At 68.4% G+C, this 21,438-nt stretch carries 21 protein-coding genes; 10 read left to right on the top strand and 11 right to left on the bottom strand.

Annotated elements, in window-relative coordinates; genetic code table 11:
- Positions 1-29: 29 nt before the first annotated feature.
- Entirely contained in the window at positions 30-1,085 is a 1,056-nt protein-coding gene (locus DMO17_RS00670) for a fatty acid desaturase (protein ID WP_110680393.1), read from the bottom strand.
- 134 nt (positions 1,086-1,219) lie between these two features.
- Between DMO17_RS00670 and DMO17_RS00665 the strand changes: the two genes are divergently transcribed.
- From DMO17_RS00665 to gabT, 3 genes are all read left to right on the top strand, one after another.
- The gene (locus DMO17_RS00665; protein ID WP_110680392.1) at positions 1,220-2,227 is read left to right on the top strand and encodes an AraC family transcriptional regulator; all 1,008 of its coding nucleotides are present in this window, start codon (positions 1,220-1,222) and stop codon (positions 2,225-2,227) included.
- Positions 2,228-2,557: 330 nt separating this feature from the next.
- Positions 2,558-4,009: an NADP-dependent succinate-semialdehyde dehydrogenase gene (gene gabD / locus DMO17_RS00660; protein WP_110680391.1), complete on the top strand. Its 1,452-nt coding sequence runs from the start codon at positions 2,558-2,560 to the stop codon at positions 4,007-4,009.
- A gap of 202 nt (positions 4,010-4,211) precedes the next feature.
- Positions 4,212-5,489 (top strand): 4-aminobutyrate--2-oxoglutarate transaminase, encoded by a 1,278-nt coding sequence (gabT, locus tag DMO17_RS00655; RefSeq protein WP_110680390.1) that lies wholly within the window; start codon positions 4,212-4,214, stop codon positions 5,487-5,489.
- Positions 5,490-5,746: 257 nt separating this feature from the next.
- Here gabT and DMO17_RS00650 read toward each other — a convergent pair whose 3' ends face one another.
- On the bottom strand, positions 5,747-6,343 hold the full coding sequence (locus tag DMO17_RS00650) for a 2-hydroxychromene-2-carboxylate isomerase (RefSeq protein WP_110680389.1): 597 nt from the start codon (positions 6,341-6,343) through the stop codon (positions 5,747-5,749).
- Between the two features lie 72 nt (positions 6,344-6,415).
- Complete coding sequence (locus DMO17_RS00645) at positions 6,416-7,144, bottom strand: SDR family oxidoreductase (RefSeq protein WP_110680388.1); 729 nt, start codon at positions 7,142-7,144, stop codon at positions 6,416-6,418.
- Between the two features lie 84 nt (positions 7,145-7,228).
- On the opposite strand from DMO17_RS00645, the gene DMO17_RS00640 reads away from it, so the two are divergent.
- Positions 7,229-7,789, top strand: a complete 561-nt coding sequence (locus tag DMO17_RS00640; RefSeq protein WP_110680387.1) for a TetR/AcrR family transcriptional regulator — start codon at positions 7,229-7,231, stop codon at positions 7,787-7,789.
- Positions 7,790-7,934: 145 nt separating this feature from the next.
- Positions 7,935-9,152: an HDOD domain-containing protein gene (locus DMO17_RS00635; protein ID WP_110680386.1), complete on the top strand. Its 1,218-nt coding sequence runs from the start codon at positions 7,935-7,937 to the stop codon at positions 9,150-9,152.
- Positions 9,153-9,159: 7 nt separating this feature from the next.
- Here DMO17_RS00635 and DMO17_RS00630 read toward each other — a convergent pair whose 3' ends face one another.
- Positions 9,160-9,852, bottom strand: coding sequence for a Crp/Fnr family transcriptional regulator (locus tag DMO17_RS00630; RefSeq protein WP_110680385.1), 693 nt, complete (start codon positions 9,850-9,852; stop codon positions 9,160-9,162).
- An 84-nt stretch (positions 9,853-9,936) separates the two neighbouring features.
- Between DMO17_RS00630 and DMO17_RS00625 the strand changes: the two genes are divergently transcribed.
- From DMO17_RS00625 to DMO17_RS00610, 4 genes are all read left to right on the top strand, one after another.
- Positions 9,937-10,464: an Mpo1 family 2-hydroxy fatty acid dioxygenase gene (locus DMO17_RS00625; RefSeq protein WP_110680384.1), complete on the top strand. Its 528-nt coding sequence runs from the start codon at positions 9,937-9,939 to the stop codon at positions 10,462-10,464.
- 421 nt (positions 10,465-10,885) lie between these two features.
- Positions 10,886-12,007, top strand: a complete 1,122-nt coding sequence (locus DMO17_RS00620; protein WP_110680383.1) for a Re/Si-specific NAD(P)(+) transhydrogenase subunit alpha — start codon at positions 10,886-10,888, stop codon at positions 12,005-12,007.
- A gap of 11 nt (positions 12,008-12,018) precedes the next feature.
- Positions 12,019-12,333, top strand: coding sequence for an NAD(P) transhydrogenase subunit alpha part 2 (locus tag DMO17_RS00615; protein WP_021700956.1), 315 nt, complete (start codon positions 12,019-12,021; stop codon positions 12,331-12,333).
- A gap of 1 nt (position 12,334) precedes the next feature.
- Positions 12,335-13,783, top strand: coding sequence for an NAD(P)(+) transhydrogenase (Re/Si-specific) subunit beta (locus tag DMO17_RS00610; RefSeq protein WP_110680382.1), 1,449 nt, complete (start codon positions 12,335-12,337; stop codon positions 13,781-13,783).
- Between the two features lie 49 nt (positions 13,784-13,832).
- Here the strand turns inward: DMO17_RS00610 and ggt are convergent, their stop codons facing one another.
- From ggt to DMO17_RS00575, 7 genes are all read right to left on the bottom strand, one after another.
- Complete coding sequence (gene ggt / locus DMO17_RS00605; RefSeq protein ID WP_110680381.1) at positions 13,833-15,503, bottom strand: gamma-glutamyltransferase; 1,671 nt, start codon at positions 15,501-15,503, stop codon at positions 13,833-13,835.
- A gap of 63 nt (positions 15,504-15,566) precedes the next feature.
- On the bottom strand, positions 15,567-15,818 hold the full coding sequence (locus DMO17_RS00600) for a YfhL family 4Fe-4S dicluster ferredoxin (protein ID WP_110680380.1): 252 nt from the start codon (positions 15,816-15,818) through the stop codon (positions 15,567-15,569).
- Between the two features lie 103 nt (positions 15,819-15,921).
- Positions 15,922-16,401 carry a pantetheine-phosphate adenylyltransferase gene (coaD, locus tag DMO17_RS00595; RefSeq protein ID WP_110680379.1) on the bottom strand — a complete coding sequence of 160 codons (480 nt, stop codon included), beginning with the start codon at positions 16,399-16,401 and terminating at the stop codon, positions 15,922-15,924.
- A gap of 68 nt (positions 16,402-16,469) precedes the next feature.
- A complete protein-coding gene (locus DMO17_RS00590) occupies positions 16,470-16,841 on the bottom strand; it encodes a phosphopantetheine adenylyltransferase (protein WP_110680378.1) in 372 nt (123 codons plus the stop codon).
- A gap of 3 nt (positions 16,842-16,844) precedes the next feature.
- Positions 16,845-18,437: a GMC family oxidoreductase gene (locus DMO17_RS00585; RefSeq protein ID WP_110680377.1), complete on the bottom strand. Its 1,593-nt coding sequence runs from the start codon at positions 18,435-18,437 to the stop codon at positions 16,845-16,847.
- Between the two features lie 155 nt (positions 18,438-18,592).
- Positions 18,593-19,138 (bottom strand): twin-arginine translocation pathway signal protein, encoded by a 546-nt coding sequence (locus DMO17_RS00580; protein ID WP_110680376.1) that lies wholly within the window; start codon positions 19,136-19,138, stop codon positions 18,593-18,595.
- Between the two features lie 9 nt (positions 19,139-19,147).
- The gene (locus DMO17_RS00575; RefSeq protein WP_110680375.1) at positions 19,148-20,578 is read right to left on the bottom strand and encodes a coniferyl aldehyde dehydrogenase; all 1,431 of its coding nucleotides are present in this window, start codon (positions 20,576-20,578) and stop codon (positions 19,148-19,150) included.
- 141 nt (positions 20,579-20,719) lie between these two features.
- Between DMO17_RS00575 and DMO17_RS00570 the strand changes: the two genes are divergently transcribed.
- Positions 20,720-21,385: a TetR/AcrR family transcriptional regulator gene (locus DMO17_RS00570; RefSeq protein WP_110680374.1), complete on the top strand. Its 666-nt coding sequence runs from the start codon at positions 20,720-20,722 to the stop codon at positions 21,383-21,385.
- Positions 21,386-21,438 lie beyond the last annotated feature (53 nt).

The following is a 21,438-nucleotide window of genomic DNA, read 5'->3' as shown; positions in this document are numbered from 1 at the left end:
TAAATGGGAGAGGGGACTAACAGCAGGGCTCAGGCGACCTGTTGGGTCGTGGCGCTGGTCGGCTTCTCTTGCGCCTGCCAGCGGTTGGCGCGGGCGAAGGTGCCGAAGTCGTTGAAGCGCACGCCCATCTCGCGCATCACCCGGTGCGCCACCGGCGCGGTCAGCTGGCGGATGTAGAAGGGCTCCTTGACCACGAAGTGGTGGATGCCGTGGGTGCTGCCGAAATTGAAGCAGAACGCCTGCAGCGGCCACAGCCACCAGGGGTTGAGCACCTGGGTCTGCTGGATCACGTTGCCCAGCTCGACGTCGCCGTAGTAGTGCATGTTGGAGCTGACGAAGTGCAGGCAGAAGGTGCGCAGCACGTTGGGGCCGACCAGCACCACCACGGCGAAGGTCACGCCATCCATCACCGCCAGGGTGGTGGCCGACCAGGTGATCGGTGCGCCGGCGACGGAGGCGATGAAGTCGATCAGGTGGAAACCGAGGAGCACATACCAGGTGCCCCAGTTGAACAGGCCCAGCGGCGCGTAGCCGACCAGGGTGCGCGTAGCGATCATCTTGCGATGGGCCCAGGTCCTGGCGCGCAGGAAGCGGATCAGCGAAGACATGACGTTGTCGCCGACCATCAGCAGCCGCGCCAGCCCCCAGGGCTCGCCGTTGGTGATGGCGCGCTCCTCGATGTCGGTCTCGGTGCCGGACACCTTGTGGTGATTCAGGTGCAGGTGGCGGCGGATCCACGGGTTGATGGTGCTCGGCCGCGCCAACCACACCAGCGCCATCATCAGGTTGTGCGGCAGGCGCTGCTTGCGGAAGTACATTGAGTGGATCAGGTCGTGCTCCAGCTCGTGAGTCAGCGAGGCGAAGAAGGCGTTGGCCAGCAGGCAGGCCCACCAGGCGATGGCACCCTCGGCATACAGCCAGGCGCTGCCGAGCATGCCGGCCAGGGCGAAGGCCAGGATGCCGGCGCCGAGGGCGTCCTGGTGCTGCAGGAGCGGGTAGCGCCGGCGCAGCTCGTCGCCACGGGCCATCACCACGGCGCGGATATGCGCCGAGCGTTGTTGATGGGTTGCAGGAGTCGGGGTCATGCACGCATCCTCTTGTTCGATGCCCTGCCAGGCACCGCGGACTGTTGTTGGATTCGACCAGGCTAGAGTGCCCCCGTCGGCACCACCCCGCCTGACCGACAACGCCAACCTGTTGACCGAGAATGCCAAGCTGCATGACTGAAGCCTCCACCCTGGCCAGCTGGACCCGCGCCCTGCGCCGCCAGCTCGACGCCCTCGGCCTGGACAGCGCCGCCCTGTGCCAGGTCGCCGGGCTCGACCCGACGCTGATGGACGACCCCAACGCGCGCTACCCGCTGCACGCCACCACCCGCCTGTGGCAGCTGGCGGTCGACGCCAGCGGCGATCCGACCCTCGGCCTGCACACCTCGCGTCACGTCGCGCCCACCACCTTCCACGCCCTGGGGCTGGCGGTGATGGCCAGCGGCAGCCTGCGCGAAGTGTTCGAGCGCATCGTGCGCTACCACCAGGTGGTCAGCGACGCTCTGGTGCTGGAGCTGCGCGAGGTCGGCGAGGCTTGTGAGCTGCATTTCCGCCTGCCACCGGGCGCGCCGGCACCGGCGCCGGAGGCCATCGACGCCTTCGCCGCGATCTACGTGCGCACCTGCCGCAATCGCCTGGGTCGCGGCTACGCGCCGCTGGCCGTGTACCTGCGCCGGCCGCCGCCGGCCGATGCGCGGCCCTGGCAGGCGGTGTTTCGCGCGCCGGTGCACTTCGCCGCCGCCGAAGACATGCTGTGCTTCGCCCGTGCCGACCTCGACCAACCGCTCGCCGACGGCAACCCGGAGCTGGCCGCCCATAACGAGGCGGTGCTGCGTAAACGCCTGGAGGCGCTGCAGCCCGACACCGTGGCGCGCCGCCTGCGCCGTGCCCTGGAGCAGTGCCTGCCGAACGGCGAGCCCTCCGCCGAGGCCCTGGCCCATGGCCTGCACCTGAGCCTGCGCAGCCTGCAACGGCACCTCAGCGAGGAAGGCAGCAGCTACGAGCAGGTGCTGGCCGACACCCGTCGCGACCTGGCCCTGCAGCACCTGGCCGAGGCCGACTGCGCCATCGGCGAAGTGGCCTACCTGCTCGGCTTCGCCGACAGCAGCAGCTTCAGCCGCGCCTTCAAGCGCTGGACCGGGCAGAGCCCCAGCCAGTACCGCGACTCGCTGCGCGGCTGAGCTGTAGCGTGTGGCGAACGGCACTACAGGCCGTTGTGATATGGGCGTTCTTTATATCGAACACGTGGGGCGGCCGGCAGCGCTACCCGCGGCGACCCTGCGATCCAACTCCGGCCATGGCTGCCGCAAGGTTGGCGGGGAAATATCGGGGAGCGGCGTGGCCCTCATACTTTTTGGTTATTTTGTTGGTTTTATCGAACAAGGCTCTTGCCCTTTGTCGACGCTGGCCCTAGGATTCGTTTGACATTTCAAACGCCCGCCCGCCTCTTGGCGGGCTACCTTTATGCCCTTACTGCCTTGCCTCCGTGGTGGCGCGTACAGGAGAACGCCATGCAACTGAAAGACGCCCAGCTGTTCCGCCAACAGGCCTTCATCGACGGCCAGTGGCTGGACGCCGACAGCGGCCAGACCATCGCCGTGAACAACCCGGCCACGGGCGAGATCCTCGGCAGCGTGCCGAAGATGGGCCGCGCCGAGACCCGCCGCGCCATCGAGGCCGCCGAGCGCGCCCTGCCGGCCTGGCGTGCGCTGACCGCCAAGGAGCGTGCAGGCAAGCTGCGCAAGTGGTTCGAGCTGATCATGGCCAACCAGGACGACCTGGGCCGCCTGATGACCCTGGAGCAGGGCAAGCCGCTGGCCGAGGCCAAGGGCGAGATCGCCTATGCCGCCTCCTTCATCGAGTGGTTCGCCGAGGAAGCCAAGCGCATCTACGGCGACACCATCCCCGGCCACCAGCCGGACAAGCGCATCATCGTGATCAAGCAGCCGATCGGCGTGACCGCGGCCATCACCCCGTGGAACTTCCCGGCGGCGATGATCACCCGCAAGGCCGGCCCGGCCCTGGCCGCCGGCTGCACCATGGTGCTCAAGCCGGCCTCGCAGACCCCGTATTCCGCCCTGGCCCTGGCCGAACTGGCGCAGCGTGCCGGCATCCCGGCCGGTGTGTTCAGCGTGGTCACCGGTAGCGCCGGCGAAGTCGGCGGCGAGCTGACCAGCAACCCGATCGTGCGCAAGCTGACCTTCACCGGCTCCACCGAGATCGGTCGCCAGCTGATGGCCGAATGCGCCCACGACATCAAGAAGGTGTCCCTGGAGCTGGGCGGCAACGCGCCGTTCATCGTCTTCGACGACGCCGACCTGGATGCCGCCGTGGAAGGCGCGCTGATCTCCAAGTACCGCAACAACGGCCAGACCTGCGTCTGCGCCAACCGCCTGTACGTGCATGACGGCGTGTACGACGCCTTCGTCGACAAGCTCAAGGCGGCCGTGGCCAAGCTGAAGATCGGCAACGGCCTGGAAGAAGGCACCACCACCGGCCCGCTGATCGACAGCAAGGCCGTGGCCAAGGTCGAGGAGCACATCGCCGACGCCCTGGGCAAAGGCGCCAAGCTGGCCTTCGGTGGCAAGCCGCACGCCCTGGGCGGCAGCTTCTTCGAGCCGACCATCCTGGTCGACGTACCGAACAACGCCGCCGTGGCCAAGGAAGAGACCTTCGGCCCGCTGGCCCCGGTATTCCGCTTCAAGGACGAGGCCGAAGTGATCCGCCTGGCCAACGATACCGAGTTCGGCCTGGCTTCCTACTTCTACGCCCGTGACCTGGGCCGCGTGTTCCGCGTGGCCGAGGCCCTGGAGTACGGCATGGTCGGCATCAATACCGGCCTGATCTCCACCGAGGTGGCGCCGTTCGGCGGCGTGAAGGCTTCCGGCCTGGGTCGCGAAGGCTCCAAGTACGGCATCGAGGACTACCTCGAGATCAAATACATGTGCCTCGGCGGCGTATAAGCCGCCCGGGTAACGAATCCGTGGGTGTCGGGTGACAGGCAGGAGTCGTGGTCACCCGGCGTCGGCGTTTCCGGTGGTGGCACCGGCTAACCCAGCCGACGGCCAGCGGGTAGACGGCAGTTCGATCATCGTTAGCTGCAGCGTCGCCCGCCCCGTCATCATCCTTGGAACGAGCCGTGAACTGCGGCTTATGAGGACCACAATGAGCAAGAACGAATCCCTCCTGCAACGTCGCCAGGCCGCCGTGGCCCGTGGCGTCAGCCAGATCCACCCGATCGTCGCCGAGCGCGCCGAGAACGCCACCGTGTGGGACGTCGACGGCCGCGAGTACATCGATTTCGCCGGCGGCATCGCCGTGCTGAACACCGGCCACCTGCATCCGAAGGTGATCGCCGCCGTGCAGGAGCAGCTGACCAAGCTGACCCACACCTGCTTCCAGGTGCTGGCCTACGAGCCCTACATCGCCCTGTGCGAGGAAATCGCCAAGCGCGTGCCGGGCAACTTCGCCAAGAAGACCCTGCTGGTCACCTCCGGCTCCGAGGCCGTCGAGAACGCCGTGAAGATCGCCCGTGCCGCCACCGGCCGCGCCGGCGTGATCGCCTTCACCGGCGCCTACCACGGCCGCACCATGATGACCCTGAGCCTGACCGGCAAAGTGGTTCCCTATTCCGCCGGCATGGGCCTGATGCCGGGCGGTGTGTTCCGCGCCCTGGCGCCGTGCCCGCTGCATGGCATCAGCGAAGACGAGTCGATCGCCAGCATCGAGCGCATCTTCAAGAACGACGCGCAGCCGCAGGACATCGCCGCCATCATCATCGAGCCGGTGCAGGGCGAGGGTGGCTTCTACGTCAACTCCAAGCCGTTCATGCAGCGCCTGCGCGCCCTGTGCGACCAGCACGGCATCCTGCTGATCGCCGACGAAGTGCAGACCGGCGCTGGCCGTACCGGCACCTTCTTCGCCACCGAGCAGCTGGGCATCGTGCCGGACCTGACCACCTTCGCCAAATCGGTCGGCGGCGGCTTCCCGATCTCCGGCGTGTGCGGCAAGGCCGAGATCATGGACAGCATCGCCCCCGGCGGCCTGGGCGGCACCTATGCCGGCAGCCCGATCGCCTGCGCCGCGGCCCTGGCCGTGATGAAGGTATTCGACGAAGAGAAGCTGCTGGAGCGTTCGCAGGCCGTGGGCGAGAAGCTCAAGGCTGGCCTGAATGCCATCGCCGCCAAGCACAAGGTGATCGGTGACGTGCGCGGCCTGGGTTCGATGGTCGCCATCGAGCTGTTCGAGGGTGGCGATCACAACAAGCCGGCCGCCGAGCTGGTCGGCAAGATCGTTGCCCGTGCGCGCGAGAAGGGCCTGATCCTGCTGTCCTGCGGCACCTACTACAACGTGATCCGTTTCCTCATGCCGGTCACCATCCCGGATGCCCAGCTGGAAAAAGGCATCGCCATCGTCGCCGAGTGCTTCGACGAGCTGGCCTAAGCGTCATGGCTCCCGCACGTCGGGAGCCTCGATCCTGCGTGTCGCCCTCGCGGGGCGATGCCCGATTCGCCTGTGGCTCACCAGGCCAGGCGTCTCCCTCATGACCCGCCCTTCGGCGGGTCTTTTTTTACCTGCCGCTTCCTGTAGCCCGGATGCAATCCGGGAAGCAGACAACACCGTCCCCGGATTGCATCCGGGCTACACCAGCGCTCAGGCCTGCAGCGCTTCGCGGGCTGGGACGGGGGTGAGAAAAGATCTCACCCCGCCTGCAGCGCCTCGCGCACGAAGTCCAGGCGGTCCTGGCCGAAGAACAGCTCGTTGCCGACGAACATGCTCGGCGCCCCGAACACGCCGCGCTTGATCGCCTCGTCGGTGTTGGCCTTGAGCGCGTCCTTGATCGCCTGCTCGGCGATCAGCCCCAGCAGCTGCTGAGGATCGAAGCCGCCGGTGGCCAGCACCTCGGCCAGCACGGCCGGGTCGCCGAGATTGCGCGCCTGCACCCACATGGCTTCGAAGATCAGCTGGAGGAAGGCCTCGAAACGCTCCGGCAGGCGCTGCTGCACGGCCACCGCGGCGCGCATCAGCGGCAGGGTGTTGATCGGGAAGTGCGGGTTGAACTGCAGCGGCACCTGGTAGCGCCGGGCATAGCGCGCCAGGTCCTGCAGCATGAAGCGGCCCTTGGCCGGAATGGTCACCGGCGAGGCGTTGCCGGTGGCCTGGAACACCCCGCCGAGCAGCATCGGCTTGTACACCAGGGTGGCACCTTCCTCGGCGCAGAGCCTGGGCAGCTGGGTCCAGGCCAGGTAGGTGGTGGGGCTACCGAAATCGAAGTAGAACTCGACGGTCTTGCTCATGGAGTTGCTCTCTTTTGTGCTTGTTGTTATCGGCCTGGAGTCGAGGCTGAGCGAGCGGCGCGCAGCCAGCCGTTACCAGCGCTCCATCCAGGGGCGCAGATCCAGCTCGAAGGTCCAGGCATCGCGCGGCTGGGTGTGCAGGAACCAGTAGTTGTCGGCGATGTGCGCTGGGTCGAGGATGCCATCCTGGTCCTTGCGTGCGTAGATATCGGGGAAGCTGTCGCGGATGAAGGCGGTGTCGATGGCGCCGTCTACCACCACGTGGGCGACATGGATGTTCCGCGGCCCCAGTTCGCGCGCCATGCTCTGCGCCAGGGCGCGCACGCCGTGCTTGGCGCCGGCGAAGGCGGCGAAGTTGGCGGCGCCGCGCAGCCCGGCGGTGGCGCCGGTGAAGAGGATGGTGCCGCGCCCGCGGGTGACCATGCGCCGCGCCACCGCCTGGGCGGTGAGGAAGGCCGAGAAGCAGGCCATTTCCCAGATCTTGAAGTACTTGCGCGCTGTTTCCTCGAGGATGCTGCACGGCACGTTGGCGCCGATGTTGAAGACGAAGGCCTCGATCGGCCCGATGTCGCGCTCGATGCCCTCGACCAGCGCGGCCACCTCCTCTTCCTTGCGTGCGTCGGAGGCGAAGCCATGGGCCTCGCCGCCGCCGGCACGAATCTCGTCGACCAGCGGCTGCAGCTTGTCGGCGCTGCGCCGGGTCACGCAGGCGACATAGCCCTCGCGGGCGAAGCGCTTGGCGATGGCGCCGCCGGTGGCGTCGCCCGCGCCGATCACCAGGACCACTTTCTTGTCGCTCATGCCGCTCACCTCTTTTGATAAACGATCGTTTAGTTAACGGACGTTATGCTAAGCTTCCGACATCCGTCAAGCAGGAGTTCCATCATGCGCTATTCCGCCGAGCACAAGGCCCAGACCCGCGAGAAGCTGCTGGCCAGCAGCGGCGCGCTGGCCAAGCGCGGCGGTTTTTCCGCGACCGGGGTGGACGGCCTGATGAAGGCCATCGGCCTCACCGGAGGCGCCTTCTACGGGCATTTCTCCTCCAAGGACGAGCTGTTCGCCGAGATCGTCGAGCGCGAGCTGAGCCACAGCCTGAAGAGGCTCGGCGATGGCGAAGCCGGCCGCGAGCGGCTGCAGCGCTGCCTTGCCAGCTACCTGAGCATGGCGCATGTCGAGCAGCCGGACAGCGGCTGCGCCATCCCCACCCTGGGTGCGGAGATCGCCCGGGCCGACCTCGCCGTGCGGGCGCGCGCCGAGCACTGGCTGGTGCGCCTGCAGCAGGCCTGGGGCGAGGTCCTGGAGGACCCGCAGCTGGCCTGGGCCATCCTCGCCCAGTGCGTCGGCGCCCTGGTGGTGGCGCGCATGCTGGCCACGCCGCAGTGCCAGGAAGAGGTGCTGACCGCGAGCCGGGCACTGATCGGCGCCAGCCTGGCTGCGGCGAAATGACACCGTGCGCGGGCCGCGACGGCGCGTTTAGATAGTCTGACCCAGCGGCCAGCATTTCGTCGGCCGGCACTGGTCTGGACACTTGCGGCAGGTAGAATGCGCGCCGCAAACATGACGCCATTATTTCGCCATCATTGAGGTCCCCATGTCCGCCCCGGCTGCAGTACCGGAAGTTCTCATAGCCGAAGCCGACCCCTGGACCGCCGATCTGCTCACCCAGCTGGTGCTGGATATTCGCAGCGATGCCCGGGTGCAGCATTGCAGCGATGGCGAGGCGGCGCTGGCGCGCTGCCGCCGGCGCCTGCCCGACCTGATCATCGCCGATGGCGAGCTGCCGGGGCTGGATGGCATCGAGCTGCTGCGCCAGGTGCGCCGCCACCCGCGCACGCCGGCCATGCCGTACATCCTGATCAGCAACCGCGTCGACGCCGGCAGCGTGCGCGCCGTGCTGCCGCTGGCGCCGGCGGCCTACCTGGCCAAGCCGTTCAATGCCGAACACCTGCGCCAGCGCCTGGCCGGCCTGCTGCCGGCCGCCAGCAACGACGGTGCCGCTGTCGCCGCACCGCTGCTGGTGGATGACCTCGAGCAGTACCTCGACGGCGTGCGCGAGGAAGGCCAGGGCGCGCCGCTGCTGGCCGACGTGCGCGGCGCGGTGGCCAACAGCTTGCAAGCCAGCGAGACCGACCTGGGCCAGCTGGCCCGCGAATTCTCCCGCGACCCGCAGATCACCGCGCGCCTGATCGCTGCCGCCAACAGCGCCGCCGAGCAGCGCGGCGGCATCTGCCAGACCCTGGCCCAGGCCCTGCAGCGCCTGGGCGTGGCGCGTGCCCTCAACCTGGTGCTGGGACTGGCGCTGCAGCGCAGTGCGCGCCTGCAGGACCCGCGCCTGGCCGAACTGGCCGGCGTGGTCGGCGAGCGCGCCCAGCGCAGCGCCGAGCTGGCCCACTGGCTGGCGGCGCAGCTGCGCCTCGACCATGAGCTGTGCTACACCGCCGGCCTGCTGCACAACATCGGCGAGCTGGCCCTGCTGCGCTGCCTGCAGGACTGGCAGGACGCCGGTGGCGCCCTGGGCAACGAGCAGATCGAGCAGGCGCTGCGCCAGCGCGCAGCCGGCTTCGGCTCGGCGCTGCGCATCCGCTGGCGCCTGCCGTTCGGCCTGCGCGAGCTGATCGCCGCCTTCTACGGCCTGGGTGCCGGTGTCTTTTCGCGCGAGGCGCTGGTGCTCAACCTGTGCGGCCAGCTGCTCGGCCTGCCGGCCAGCCGCAGCATCGGCGAGCTGGCCGAGAGCCGCCCGGCGCGCATGCTCGGCCTGCGCCCGGAATTCCTCCTGCGCATACCGCAGCCGCTGCTGGCCGCTGGCTGAGGCGCGCTCAGGCGACCCCGGCGGCCTGGCGCAGGAGCTCCACGTCGACTATCTCGATCTCGCCGTAGGTCAGGTGCAGGGCGCCGCGCGCCTGCAGCTCCTTGAGGATCTGGTTGGTGGTCTGTCGCGACAGACCGAGCATCAGCGCCAGCTGCTCCTGGGCCAGGTGCAGCACCCGGCGCGGGCCGGTCTCGCCGTAGCCCTCGGCCATCATCAGCAGGCGCCGGGCCAGGCGTGGCGCGGCCGGCAGCAGGCTCATCTCCTCCAGGGCGATGAACGCCAGGCGCAGCTTCTGGCTCATCAGCAGGGCGAAGTCGCGCCAGTGGCCCGGCTCGCGGGCCAGCAGGGCGAGCAGCGCCGCCTGCGGCACCTGCAGCAGCAGGGTCGGGCCCTCGGCATAGGCGTCGTGGGTGCGCGGCTGGCCGTCGAACAGGGAGATCTCGCCGAACCAGTAGGGCGGCTCGACCAGGGTCAGCAGCGCCTCCTTGCCGTCGCGGCCGACCGCGCCGACCCGCATCATGCCCTCCAGCACCGCGTACAGGCCGCAGGGCGGGTCGCCGCGGCGGAACAGGCGCTGCCCCGGCTCCAGGCGCAGCAGGCGCGCCTCGCCCAGCAGGGTGTCGCGCAGCGCCGGCGACAGGTGGCTGAACCACTGGCCGTGTTCCAGCAGGGGTCGATAGTGGGATGGGCTCTCGCTCATGGGCTTTGTCGCCTAGCTGACAGTCGTGCACCGGGGGCTGGCGTGATGATGCCACCAAGCCTGCCTTGCTGAGGAACTCCGATAATGAAAACCCTCGTCGACCATCTCGGCCAGTATGCCGAATACCACCGCGACCGGCGCAACATCTTCAGCCACTTCATCGGCATTCCGATGATAGTGGTGGCGGTGGCCGTGCTGCTGTCGCGCCCGGGCTGGGAGGTTGCCGGCCTGTGGGCCTCGCCGGCGCTGCTCACGGCGCTGGCCGCCGGGATCTTCTACCTGCGCCTGGACCTGCGTTTCGGCCTGGTCATGGCGCTGCTGCTGGGCCTGTGCCTGTGGGCCGGCGCGGCGCTGGCGCAACAGGGCACCCTGGTCTGGCTGGGCGCGGGCCTCGGCTTGTTCGTGGTCGGCTGGATCATCCAGTTCATCGGCCACTACTACGAGGGGCGCAAGCCGGCCTTCGTCGACGACCTGATGGGCCTGGTGGTCGGCCCGCTGTTCGTGGTCGCCGAGCTGGGCTTCCTGCTCGGCCTGCGCGCGGAAGTGGAAGCGGCCGTCGAAAAGCGTGCCGGCCCCACCTGCATCCGCCCGCACAAGCCTCTGGCCTCCTGACCCCCGCGGCCGCGCCCCAGGCGGCCGCTGCGCCGGCGCGCAGCGTAGTCCTCGCGCGCCGGCTACTACAAAGCGTCGCCTCCGCGACATTTTCTGCCGCGCGCCTAGGCCGCTCCCGCCCATTCGGATAAATCGACGAACGGCCATTCACGCCCCGAATGCCGCTCTGCGCCGCGATCCTCGCGAAATGGCCCGGCATCCCAGCAACAACGGGACTTTCCGGGATGGATAAGGAACTACAGGTCACGGTGTGACTTGTAGTTACCAATCAGTACCGCTTCAGAATTTCTTGAAGGCCCAGGCAATCGCCTGCAAAATGCCGCGCCCGCCCCCTTCCGGTGCGGCTTTGTGCTGATCCCCTTTTGCCCGCGTGCCAGCGTAGCGCGCAGGTTCACCTAAAAGATCACGCAGGAGATTTGAAGTGCACATCGGTGTTCCTCTCGAGACCCACGCCGGGGAGACGCGGGTTGCCGCGACGCCCGAAACCGTCAAGAAGCTGGTTGGCCAGGGCCACCAGGTGACCGTTCAGGCCGGTGCCGGCGTCAGCGCCAGTATCCCGGACAGCGCCTATGAAGCCGCCGGCGCGACCATCGGCAACGATGCCGCCGCCTTCGGTGCCGACCTGGTGCTGAAAGTGGTCGCCCCGACCGAAGCCGAACTGGCCCACATGAAGTCCGGCGCCGTGCTGGTCGGCATGCTCAACCCGTTCTGCAACGACACCATCGCGCGCATGAATGCCCGCGGCATCACCGCCTTCGCCCTGGAGGCCGCGCCGCGTACCTCCCGCGCGCAGAGCCTGGATGTGCTGTCGTCGCAGGCCAACATCGCCGGCTACAAGGCCGTGATGCTCGCCGCCAACCACTACCCACGCTTCATGCCGATGCTGATGACCGCCGCCGGTACCGTGAAGGCCGCCCGCGTGCTGATCCTCGGCGCCGGCGTGGCTGGCCTGCAGGCCATCGCCACGGCCAAGCGCCTGGGGGCGGTGATCGAGGCCTCGGACGTGCGTCCGGCGGTGAAGGAGCAGATCGAGTCGCTCGGCGCCAAGTTCGTCGACGTGCCGTTCGAGACCGATGAAGAGCGCGAGTGCGCCCAGGGTGTCGGTGGCTATGCCCGCCCGATGCCGCAGTCGTGGATGGAGCGCCAGGCCAAGGCGGTGCACGAGCGCGCCAAGCAGGCCGATATCGTCATCACCACTGCGCTGATCCCCGGCCGCAAGGCGCCGACCTTGCTGCACGAGGCCACCGTCGCCGAGATGAAGCCGGGCTCCGTGGTCATCGACCTGGCCGCTGCCCAGGGTGGCAACTGCCCGCTGACCGAGGCCGATCAGGTCGTGGTCAAGCATGGCGTGACCATCGTCGGCCACACCAACCTGGCCGCCATGGTGCCGGCGGATGCCTCCGCCCTGTACGCCCGCAACCTGCTGGACTTCCTCAAGCTCGTGATCGACAAGGAAGCCCAGTTCCAGCTCAACCTCGAAGACGACATCGTCGCTGCCTGCCTGATGTGCAAGGGCGGTGAAGTCGTGCGCAAGAACGGTTAAGGAGTCGCGAGATGGAACTGATCTCCCCCAGCATCTACAACCTGATCATCTTCGTGCTGGCCATCTACGTGGGCTACCACGTGGTGTGGAATGTCACCCCGGCCCTGCACACCCCGCTGATGGCGGTGACCAACGCCATTTCCGCGATCGTCATCGTCGGCGCCATGCTGGCCGCCGCCCTGACCGTCACCCCGCTGGGCAAGGCCATGGGCACCCTGGCCGTGGCCCTGGCCGCGGTCAACGTGTTCGGTGGCTTCCTGGTCACCCGCCGCATGCTGGAAATGTTCAAGAAGAAGGCGCCCAAGGCCAAGGCGGAGGGCAAATAAGATGAGCATGAACCTGATCACCCTGCTGTACCTGGTCGCTTCCGTCTGCTTCATTCAGGCGCTGAAGGGCCTCTCCCACCCGACCACCTCGCGCCAGGGCAACGCCTTCGGCATGGTCGGCATGGCCATCGCCGTGGTCACCACCATCTTCCTGGTGTTCAAGCTGGGCGCCGAGATGGCCGAGGGTGGCGCTGCCAAGGGCCTCGCCTACGTACTGGTCGGCCTGCTGGTCGGCGGCACCGCCGGCTCGATCATGGCCAAGCGCGTCGAGATGACCAAGATGCCGGAACTGGTCGCCTTCATGCACAGCATGATCGGCCTGGCTGCCGTGTTCATCGCCATCGCCGCGGTCGTCGAGCCGCAGTCGCTGGGCATAGTCGCCAACCTGGGTGACGCCATCCCGGCCGGCAACCGCCTGGAGCTGTTCCTCGGCGCGGCCATCGGTGCCATCACCTTCTCCGGTTCGGTGATCGCCTTCGGCAAGCTGTCGGGCAAGTACAAGTTCCGTCTGTTCCAGGGCGCCCCGGTGGTGTTCAAGGGCCAGCACATGGTCAACCTGGTCATCGGCCTGGCGATCCTGGCCCTGGGCCTGTACTTCACCTTCACCGGCAACATCACCGCCTTCGCCATCCTGGTGGCGCTGGCCTTCGTCATCGGCGTGCTGATCATCATCCCGATCGGCGGTGCCGACATGCCGGTGGTGGTGTCCATGCTGAACTCCTACTCGGGCTGGGCGGCTGCCGGTATCGGCTTCTCGCTGAACAACTCGATGCTGATCGTGGCCGGTTCGCTGGTGGGTTCGTCCGGTGCCATCCTCTCGTACATCATGTGCAAGGCGATGAACCGCTCGTTCTTCAACGTCATCCTCGGCGGCTTCGGCGCCGACGCCGATGCCGGCGGCCCGGCTGGTGCCCAGCAGGAGCGCAACGTGAAGTCGGGTTCCTCCGACGACGCCGCCTTCCTGCTGACCAACGCCGACACCGTGGTCATCGTTCCGGGCTACGGCCTGGCGGTAGCCCGTGCCCAGCACGCGCTGATGGAACTGGCGGAGAAGCTGACCCACCGCGGCGTGACCGTGAAGTACGCGATCCACCCGGTCGCCGGTCGTATGCCGGGCCACATGAACGTCCTGCTGGCCGAGGCCGAGGTGCCCTACGAGCAGGTGTTCGAGATGGAAGACATCAACTCCGAGTTCGGTCAGACCGACGTGGTGCTGGTGCTCGGCGCCAACGACGTGGTCAACCCGGCGGCGAAGAACGATCCGAAGTCGCCGATCGCCGGCATGCCGATCCTCGAGGCCTACAAGGCCAAGACCATCATCGTCAACAAGCGCTCCATGGCCAGCGGCTACGCCGGCCTGGACAACGAACTGTTCTACATGGACAAGACCATGATGGTGTTCGGCGACGCCAAGAAGGTCATCGAGGACATGGTCAAGGCAGTCGAGTAAGGCGCTTTCTCCAAGCCAATAAAAACCCGGCCTTGTGCCGGGTTTTTTATTACCAGAGCGCGGCGCGGCCGACCCCGCGCGGGTCGCTGGCCGCTTCCACCTGGCCGCTGCCCTTGCGCCACAGCAGCACCTGCTGGTTGCCGTAGCGGCGTTCCACCGGCTTGAGGCGGTGGCCGCGCATTTCCAGGCTGTGCAGCTGGCTGGCGCTGAAGGCGCCGGGCTCGTACTCGACCACGTCCGGCAGGTACTGCTGGTGGTAGCGCGGCGTGGCCGGCCACTGGGCCACCGGCTTGCCGTCCAGGTAGTCGAGCACGGCCAGCAGCACCATGCTGGGGATGCGGCTGCCGCCCGGGGTGCCGAAGCTGGCCAGTTCCGCCTCGCTCTCGATGAAGGTCGGGCTCATCGACGACAGCGGCCGCTTGCCGCCGGCGATGGCGTTGGCGTGGCTGCCGGCCAGGCCATAGACATTGCTGCCCTGCGGGTCGGCGGCGAAGTCGTCCATCTCGTTGTTGAGCAGCACGCCGGTGCCGGGCACGGTGAAGGCGGCGCCGAACGGCAGGTTGATCGACAGGGTGGCGCTCACCGCGTTGCCCTCGCGGTCGAGCACGGTGAAGTGGGTGGTGTGGTCGCCCTCGCGCCAGGCCAGTGCCGGCGGCAGGCTGCTGCTGGCGCTGGCCTTGTCCACCTGTACGCTCTGCACCAGGTGGCTCAGGTAGCTGGGCGCGAGCAGCTGCGACAGCGGGTTGTCCACCTGGTCCGGGTCGCCGAGCAGGCCGCGGTCGCGGTAGGCGCGGCGCAATACCTCGATCACGTAGTGGCTGCGCTGCAGGGCGCCGGCCTCGCGCCAGGGCAGCTGCTGCAGCATGCCCAGGCTCTGCGCCAGGGCCACGCCGCCGGCGGAGGGCGGCGGTGCGCTGATCAGCTCGCGGCCATCCTGCAGCGGGTAGCGCAGCGGCAGGCGCTCGACCACCCGGTAGTCGCGCAGGTCGCTTGCCGTCCAGATGCCGCCGGCGGCCTGCACGCCCTGCAGCAGGCGCCTGGCCGTCTCGCCCTGGTAGAAGCCGGCATGGCCCGCCTCGGCCAGGCGCTCGAGGGTGCGCGCCAGTTCCGGCTGGCGCAGCAGGCCGTGCAGGGGCGGGATGCGCCCCTGGTCGAGAAACAGGCGCGCGGTTTCCGCATCGGCCTGCATGGCGGTGTGGCGCCACTCGGCGCGCTCGCGATAGACCCGGTCGATGCCCACGCCGTCGCGGGCCAGGCGGATGGCCGGGGTCAGCGAGTCGTGCAGCGGCAGCTTGCCGTAGCGCTCGGCCAGGTGCGCCAGGGCGGCGGGCAGGCCGGGGATGGCGGCGGCCAGCGCGCCGTTCAGCGACAGCTCGCGCTGCACCGTGCCGCCGCGCCGGTAGAGGTCGGGGCCGGCGGCCAGCGGCGCGCGTTCGCGGGCATCGATGAAGCGGTAGGTCGGCTGCTCGCCGGCCTGGCGCAGCAGGAAGAAGCCGCCGCCACCGAGGCCGGAACCATAGGGCTCGGCCACCGCCAGGGCGGCGCTGATGGCCACGGCGGCATCGAAGGCGTTGCCGCCGTGGGCCAGGGTTTCCAGGCCGGCGACGGTGGCGGCCGGGTGGGCGGTGGCGACGGCGGCCTGTTCGGGCCGACTTGGCGCGGCCTGGGCGGCTAGCGCGCAGGCCAGCAGCAGGGCGCTGAGGAAAAGCTTGGCGGGCATGGGGATGATCCGTGCGGGACAGCCCCTATAGCCTAGCGAAGATCGCCCGTCAGCGGATGCCGATCAGGCCTTGCCGGTGATGATCAGGTACTTCTGCATCAGCTCGTCCTTGCTCTCGACATGGTTCTCGTCGAGCGGAATGCAGTCCACCGGGCAGACCTGCTGGCACTGCGGCTCGTCGTAGTGGCCGACGCATTCGGTGCACAGGTTGGGGTCGATCACGTAGATCTCTTCCCCCTGGGAGATGGCGCCGTTCGGGCACTCGGGTTCGCAGACGTCGCAGTTGATGCAGTCGTCGGTGATCTTCAGGGACATCGGGTAACTCCTGCCAGGCCGCGGGGCATGGCACTTTCAGGCATTCGATGGGCGAATTGTGCCGGATCGAGTGCCTGCGCGCCATGCACAGGCGACTGCCGCCTCAGCCTTTGAAGCGTTCGGCCAGGGCTTCGGCCACCGCCGGGTGGACGAACTTGGTGATATCGCCGCCCAGCGCGGCGATCTCGCGCACCAGGGTGGAGGAGATGAAGGAGTACTTCTCCGACGGGGTGAGGAACATGCTTTCCACGTCCGGTGCCAGCTGGCGGTTCATGTTGGCCAGCTGGAACTCGTACTCGAAGTCCGACACCGCGCGCAGGCCGCGCAGCAGGATGTTGGCGTTCTGCTCCTTGACGAAGTGCGCCAGCAGGGTGGAGAAGCCCACCACCTCGACGTTCGGCAGGTGCGCGGTGACTTCGCGTGCCAGGGCTACGCGCTGCTCCAGGGGGAACAGCGGGTTCTTCTTGGGGCTGGCGGCCACGGCGATGATGACGTGATCGAACAGCCGCGAGGCGCGCTCCACCAGGTCGCCATGGCCCTTGGTGATGGGGTCGAAGGTACCCGGGTACAACACTCGATTCATCGCGAAGTCCTGCTCGGAGCGGTTGGAGTGCGCGGATGGTAGCGCAGCGTTTCCCCCCGGGAAAACCCTCAGGGGTTGCGCAGGTGCAGGGGCAGGGCCAGCAGCAGGCAAGCCAGGGCCACCCAGTCGGCCACCACCACGCGCTGCAGGGCCTCGTTGTAGAGCGGCGCGCTCCAGGCCAGGAGGAGAAAGCTGAGCACGCTGACCAGCCCGCCGAACAGCGCCAGGCCGCGCAGCCCGGGGCGCAGGGCGGCAGCCGCCAGCAGGGCGCCGAGCAGGCCGAACAGCACGGCGCGGTGGCGCATCAGGATCTGCAGGTTGGGTTCGTCCAGGGTCAGCCCATACAGCGCGTTGAGCCGCTCGCCGCCGAGCACGCCGGCCAGCGGCAGCAGGTGGATGAGGCCGGCGACCAGCAGCAGGGCGGCGATCAGCTTGCTCATGGTCTAGGTCCGCAGGCGCTCGGCCAGCAGAGTCGAGAGCTTGGCGGTGAGGCCGTAGATCGACAGCTGCGGGTTGGCGCCGATGCTGGTGGGGAACAGCGAGCCGTCGTGGATCGACAGGTTCTCCAGCTGGTGGTGGCGGCCCAGGCTGTCGGTGACCGCGTTCTTGGCGTCCTCGCCCATGGCGCAGCCGCCCATCACGTGGGCGCTGCCCAGGCGGGTCTGGAACAGGCGCAGGTCGAGGCGATCGATCAAGGCCTTGGCCTCGCCCAGGCTCTTCGCGTAGTCGGCCGCGGCGTGCAGCGGCAGCACGGCTCTGGCGCCGGCGGCGAACTGGATCTCGGCCATGCTGTGGAAGGCGCGGCGGATGCCGTCCCAGGTGTAGTCGGTCATGCGGTAGTCGAGCACCGGCGTGCCGTCGCCGCGCAGCTCCACCCTGCCCTCGGCGCTGTCCGGGTGGAAGCCGTCACGCATCAGCGCCAGCATCACGTTGGTGTGCGGCAGCTGCTCCATGCGCAGGGCGTTGTCGACGCCGAAGCGGCCCAGCAGGGTGGCCGCCAGGGCCGGCTGCAGCGGCGGTACTTCGAGCTTGTAGGACATGCGCCCGGTGGCGCCGTCGTCCCACTGGAAGTGGTCGGAGTAGACCGACTGCGGTGCGCCGTAGAAGGGGTTGATGACCTGCTCGAACTGCGCCGCGGAGAAGTTCACCAGGTGCAGGAAGGTGCGCTTGCCGACCCGCTGGTGCGGGTCCGGCGCCTGCGAGCGCAGCAGCAGCGCCGGGCTGTTGATGCCGCCGCCGGCCAGTACGTAGTGGCGCGCCTTGACCATGATGCGGCGGCCGTTGGGCGCCACCGCGCGCGCGTCCATGCCCAGGCATTCCAGGCCGCTGACGCGGCTGCCGTCGTGGATCAGGCGTTCGGCGCGGGCCAGGTAGAGCAGGGCGCCGCCCTGGTCGAGGGCGGCCGGGATGGTGGTGACCAGCATCGACTGCTTGGCGTTGGTCGGGCAGCCCATGCCGCAGTAACCCAGGTTCCAGCAGCCGCGCACGTTGCGCGGGATGATTTTCCAGGCGTAGCCGAGCTTCTCGCAGCCGGCGCTGATCACCGCGTTGTTGGGGTTCGGCGGGATGGCCCAGGGCGCTACGCCCAGGCGCTGCTCCATCTTCTCGAACCAGGGCGCCAGCTCCGCGGCGCTGTGGCCCTGCACGCCATGGGCGTCAGCCCAGTGCTGCAGGGTCGGCTCCGGGGTGCGGAAGCTGGACGTCCAGTTGACCAGGGTGGTGCCGCCCACGGCACGGCCTTGCATGATGGTGATGGCGCCGTCCTTGCTCAGGCGGCCGATGCCCTCCTGGTACAGCTGCGGGTAGGCCTCGGCCTCCTGCATCTTGAAGTCCGTGCTGGTCTTCAGCGGGCCTTCCTCGATCAGCAGCACCCTGAGCCCGGCGGCGCTGAGGATCTCCGCGGTGGTGCCGCCGCCGGCGCCGCTGCCGATGATGGCGACGTCGGCCTCCAGCAGCAGGTCCTTGTCCAGGCGCGAGCCGTCGTAGGTGGTCCAGCCGCGGGCCAGGCCGTCGCGGAAGATATCGGGTACAGGCATGTTCAGGCTCTCATTCTTGTAATTCTGCTCGGAGTTGAGGCCGAGCGAGCTAGAGTCAGGCTAGGCGCAAGTGCGCGAGGGCGCGGAGTTTACGAATGGTAAATGAGCAGCCCGAGCGTACTTGCAACAACGCCTGGCCGACGCGCAGCCGGCCGTTAGAACTGGGGTGGGCCGGGGTAGCCACAATGGGCCCAGGCCTGCGGCCGGGCGTACCAGGCCATCAGCACCAGCTGCAGCAGCGAGGCATGGCCCATGCGCAGCAGGTCCAGCGAGCTGTGTTCCCAGCGTGCCAGGAAGCGCCGCACCTCTTCCGCGTCGGCGTGCTCCCAACCGCCCCAGACGCCGGTCAGCGGGCCGCGGGTGATGGCCATGGCCTGCACGTCGAACAGCTGACGGGTCAGCTTGAGCAGCTCCGGCGACAGGTACTGCAGGTTGTGGTCGATGCCCAGCAGGGTGGCGTCCACCGCCTCCGCCATGCTGCCCTCGGCCACGGCGCCGTCGAGCAGCACCGGGATCAGGGCGCGCAGGAACGGCAGGTCGCTCTCGCGCAGCAGCGCGAAGCCGCGCGCCAGGGTCTCGCTGGAGCAGCCGCTGAGGCTGGCGGTGACGCCGGCGGTGGCGAGGAAGGCGCCGCCGAGCAGGCCGACCTTGAGCAGGCCGCGGCGCGACAGCTGCGGCGCGGCGTTGGCGATATCGTTCATCGGCAGCCCTCAGCGGATAAACAGCTTCTGGATCAGCTTCTGGATCGCCGTGCCGTAGGGCGGGTAGATCAGCCGCGCGGCGTTGAAGCGCTGCTTGATCAGCACGCCCTTGGCCTTGCTGAAAGTGAGGAAGCCCTCGTGGCCGTGGTAGTGGCCCATGCCGGAGGGGCCGACGCCGCCGAACGGCATGTCGTCCTGGGCCACGTGCAGCAGGGTGTCGTTGAGGCACACGCCGCCGGAGTGGGTCTCGTGCAGCACGCGCTGCTGCTCGCCCCTGTCGTAGCCGAAGTAGTACAGGGCCAGCGGCCGCGGACGGTCGTTGATGTAGGCGAAGGCCTCGTCCAGGCGCTGGTAGGGCACGATCGGCAGCAGCGGGCCGAAGATTTCTTCCTGCATCAGCTTCATCTCGTCCGACACGTTCAGCACCAGGCTGTGCGCCAGGCGGCGGCCCTGGTCGCCGGGGAACAGCGGCACCAGCTGCGCGCCCTTGGCCTCGGCGTCGGCGATGTAGCCCTTGAGGCGGCCGAGCTGGCGCTCGTTGATGATGGCCGTGTAGTCCGGGTTGTTCTCCAGCTTGGGGTAGAAGCGCTGCACGGCGGCGCGATAGGCGGCGACGAAGCCCTCCACGCGGTCCTGCGGCACCAGCACATAGTCGGGGGCCACGCAGGTCTGCCCGGCGTTCATGGTCTTGCCGAAGGCGATGCGCTCGGCGGCGTCTGCCAGCGGCACGTCGGCGGAGACGATGGCCGGCGACTTGCCGCCCAGCTCCAGGGTCACCGGCACCAGGTTCTCGGCGGCGGCGCGCATCACATGCTTGCCGATGCTGGTGGCGCCGGTGAACAGCAGGTGATCGAACGGCAGTTTGGAGAAGGCCATGCCGACCTCGGCCTCGCCCAACACCACGGCGACCATGTTCTCGGGGAAGATGCGCGCCAGCAGCTCCTTGACCAGCTGCGAGGTGGCCGGGGTCGATTCGCTCATCTTGATCATCACCCGGTTGCCGGCGGCCAGGGCGCCGATCAGCGGGCCGAAGGCCAGGTACAGCGGGTAGTTCCACGGCACGATCACGCCGACCACGCCGAGCGGCTGGTACACCACCTTGGCCGCGGCCGGCTGGAAGGCCAGGCCGACGCTGCGCCGCGATGGCTTCATCCACTTGCCCAGGCGTTTGCTGGCGTAGTCGATGCCGTGCAGGCTGGGCATGATCTCGGCGAGCAGGGTCTCCTCGGCGGCGCGGTTGCTGAAGTCGCGGGAGACCGCCTCGATCAGCGCCTGCTGCTCGCCGAGGATCAGCTCGCGCAGGGCCTTGAGCCAGGCGCGGCGCTGCTCGGCCGAGGGCATCGGGTTGGTCCGGTAGGCGGCGCGCTGGGCGGCCAGCAGCGGCTCCAGGGCGTCTATCTGCTGTTGGTTTTGTTGGAGATAGGCAACGTCGGCGACCATGGTGGCGTCCTCACGGGGAGCGGCGGAATGGAGTGGAATGATTTTTAGAGTAATTGCTCTAAACTGTCAATCGAGGCCTGTGCCGGTCGTCAGATCGGGCGTGTGCCTGTATTTTTGTCCCTTTACCGCGTGAGCCGAACCATGGCCCCGAAGAACAAGACCCGCGAGCGCATCATCGAAGCCAGCCTGGAGCTGTTCAACGCCCAGGGTGAGCGCAGCGTCACCACCAACCACATCGCCGCGCACCTGGGCATGTCGCCGGGCAACCTGTACTACCACTTCCGCAACAAGCAGGCGATCATCGCCGAGCTGTTCGCCCAGTACGAAGACCGCGTCGACGCCTTCCTGCGCCTGCCCGAGGGACGGGCGCTGACGGTGGCGGACAAGACCTTCTACCTGCAGGCCCTGCTCGCGGCCATGTGGCACTACCGCTTCCTGCATCGCGACCTGGAGCACCTGCTGGAGACCGACGAGCAGCTGGCCGAGCGCTACCGCGCCTTCGCCCACCGCTGCCTGCAGGCCGCCGGCGAGATCTACCGCGGCTTCGTCGCCGCCGGCATCCTGGCCATGGACGAGCAGCAGATCGAGGCGCTGGTGCTCAACAGCTGGATCATCCTCACTTCCTGGGTGCGCTTCCTCTGCACCGTGCGCAGCAACCCCGGCGATCTCAGCGAGGAGCTGATGCGCCGTGGCGTGTACCAGATCCTCGCCCTGGAAAGCGGCTACGTCACCGACTCGGCACGCGCGGCGGTACAGGCCCTGCTGCAGGAACTGCACGTACCCATGCCGGCGGTGCTGCTCGGCTGAGTACGCACATGCGTGACGTCTCCGGAATAGTTGAGTAGGGCGTCAGAAAAAGC

The sequence above is a fragment of the Aquipseudomonas alcaligenes genome, from assembly GCF_003205495.1.
GTDB classification, from domain to species: Bacteria; Pseudomonadota; Gammaproteobacteria; order Pseudomonadales; family Pseudomonadaceae; genus Aquipseudomonas; species Aquipseudomonas alcaligenes_B.
Note: the sequence above shows the minus strand (reverse complement) of the source record. Positions and strands in the feature narration are given on the sequence as shown.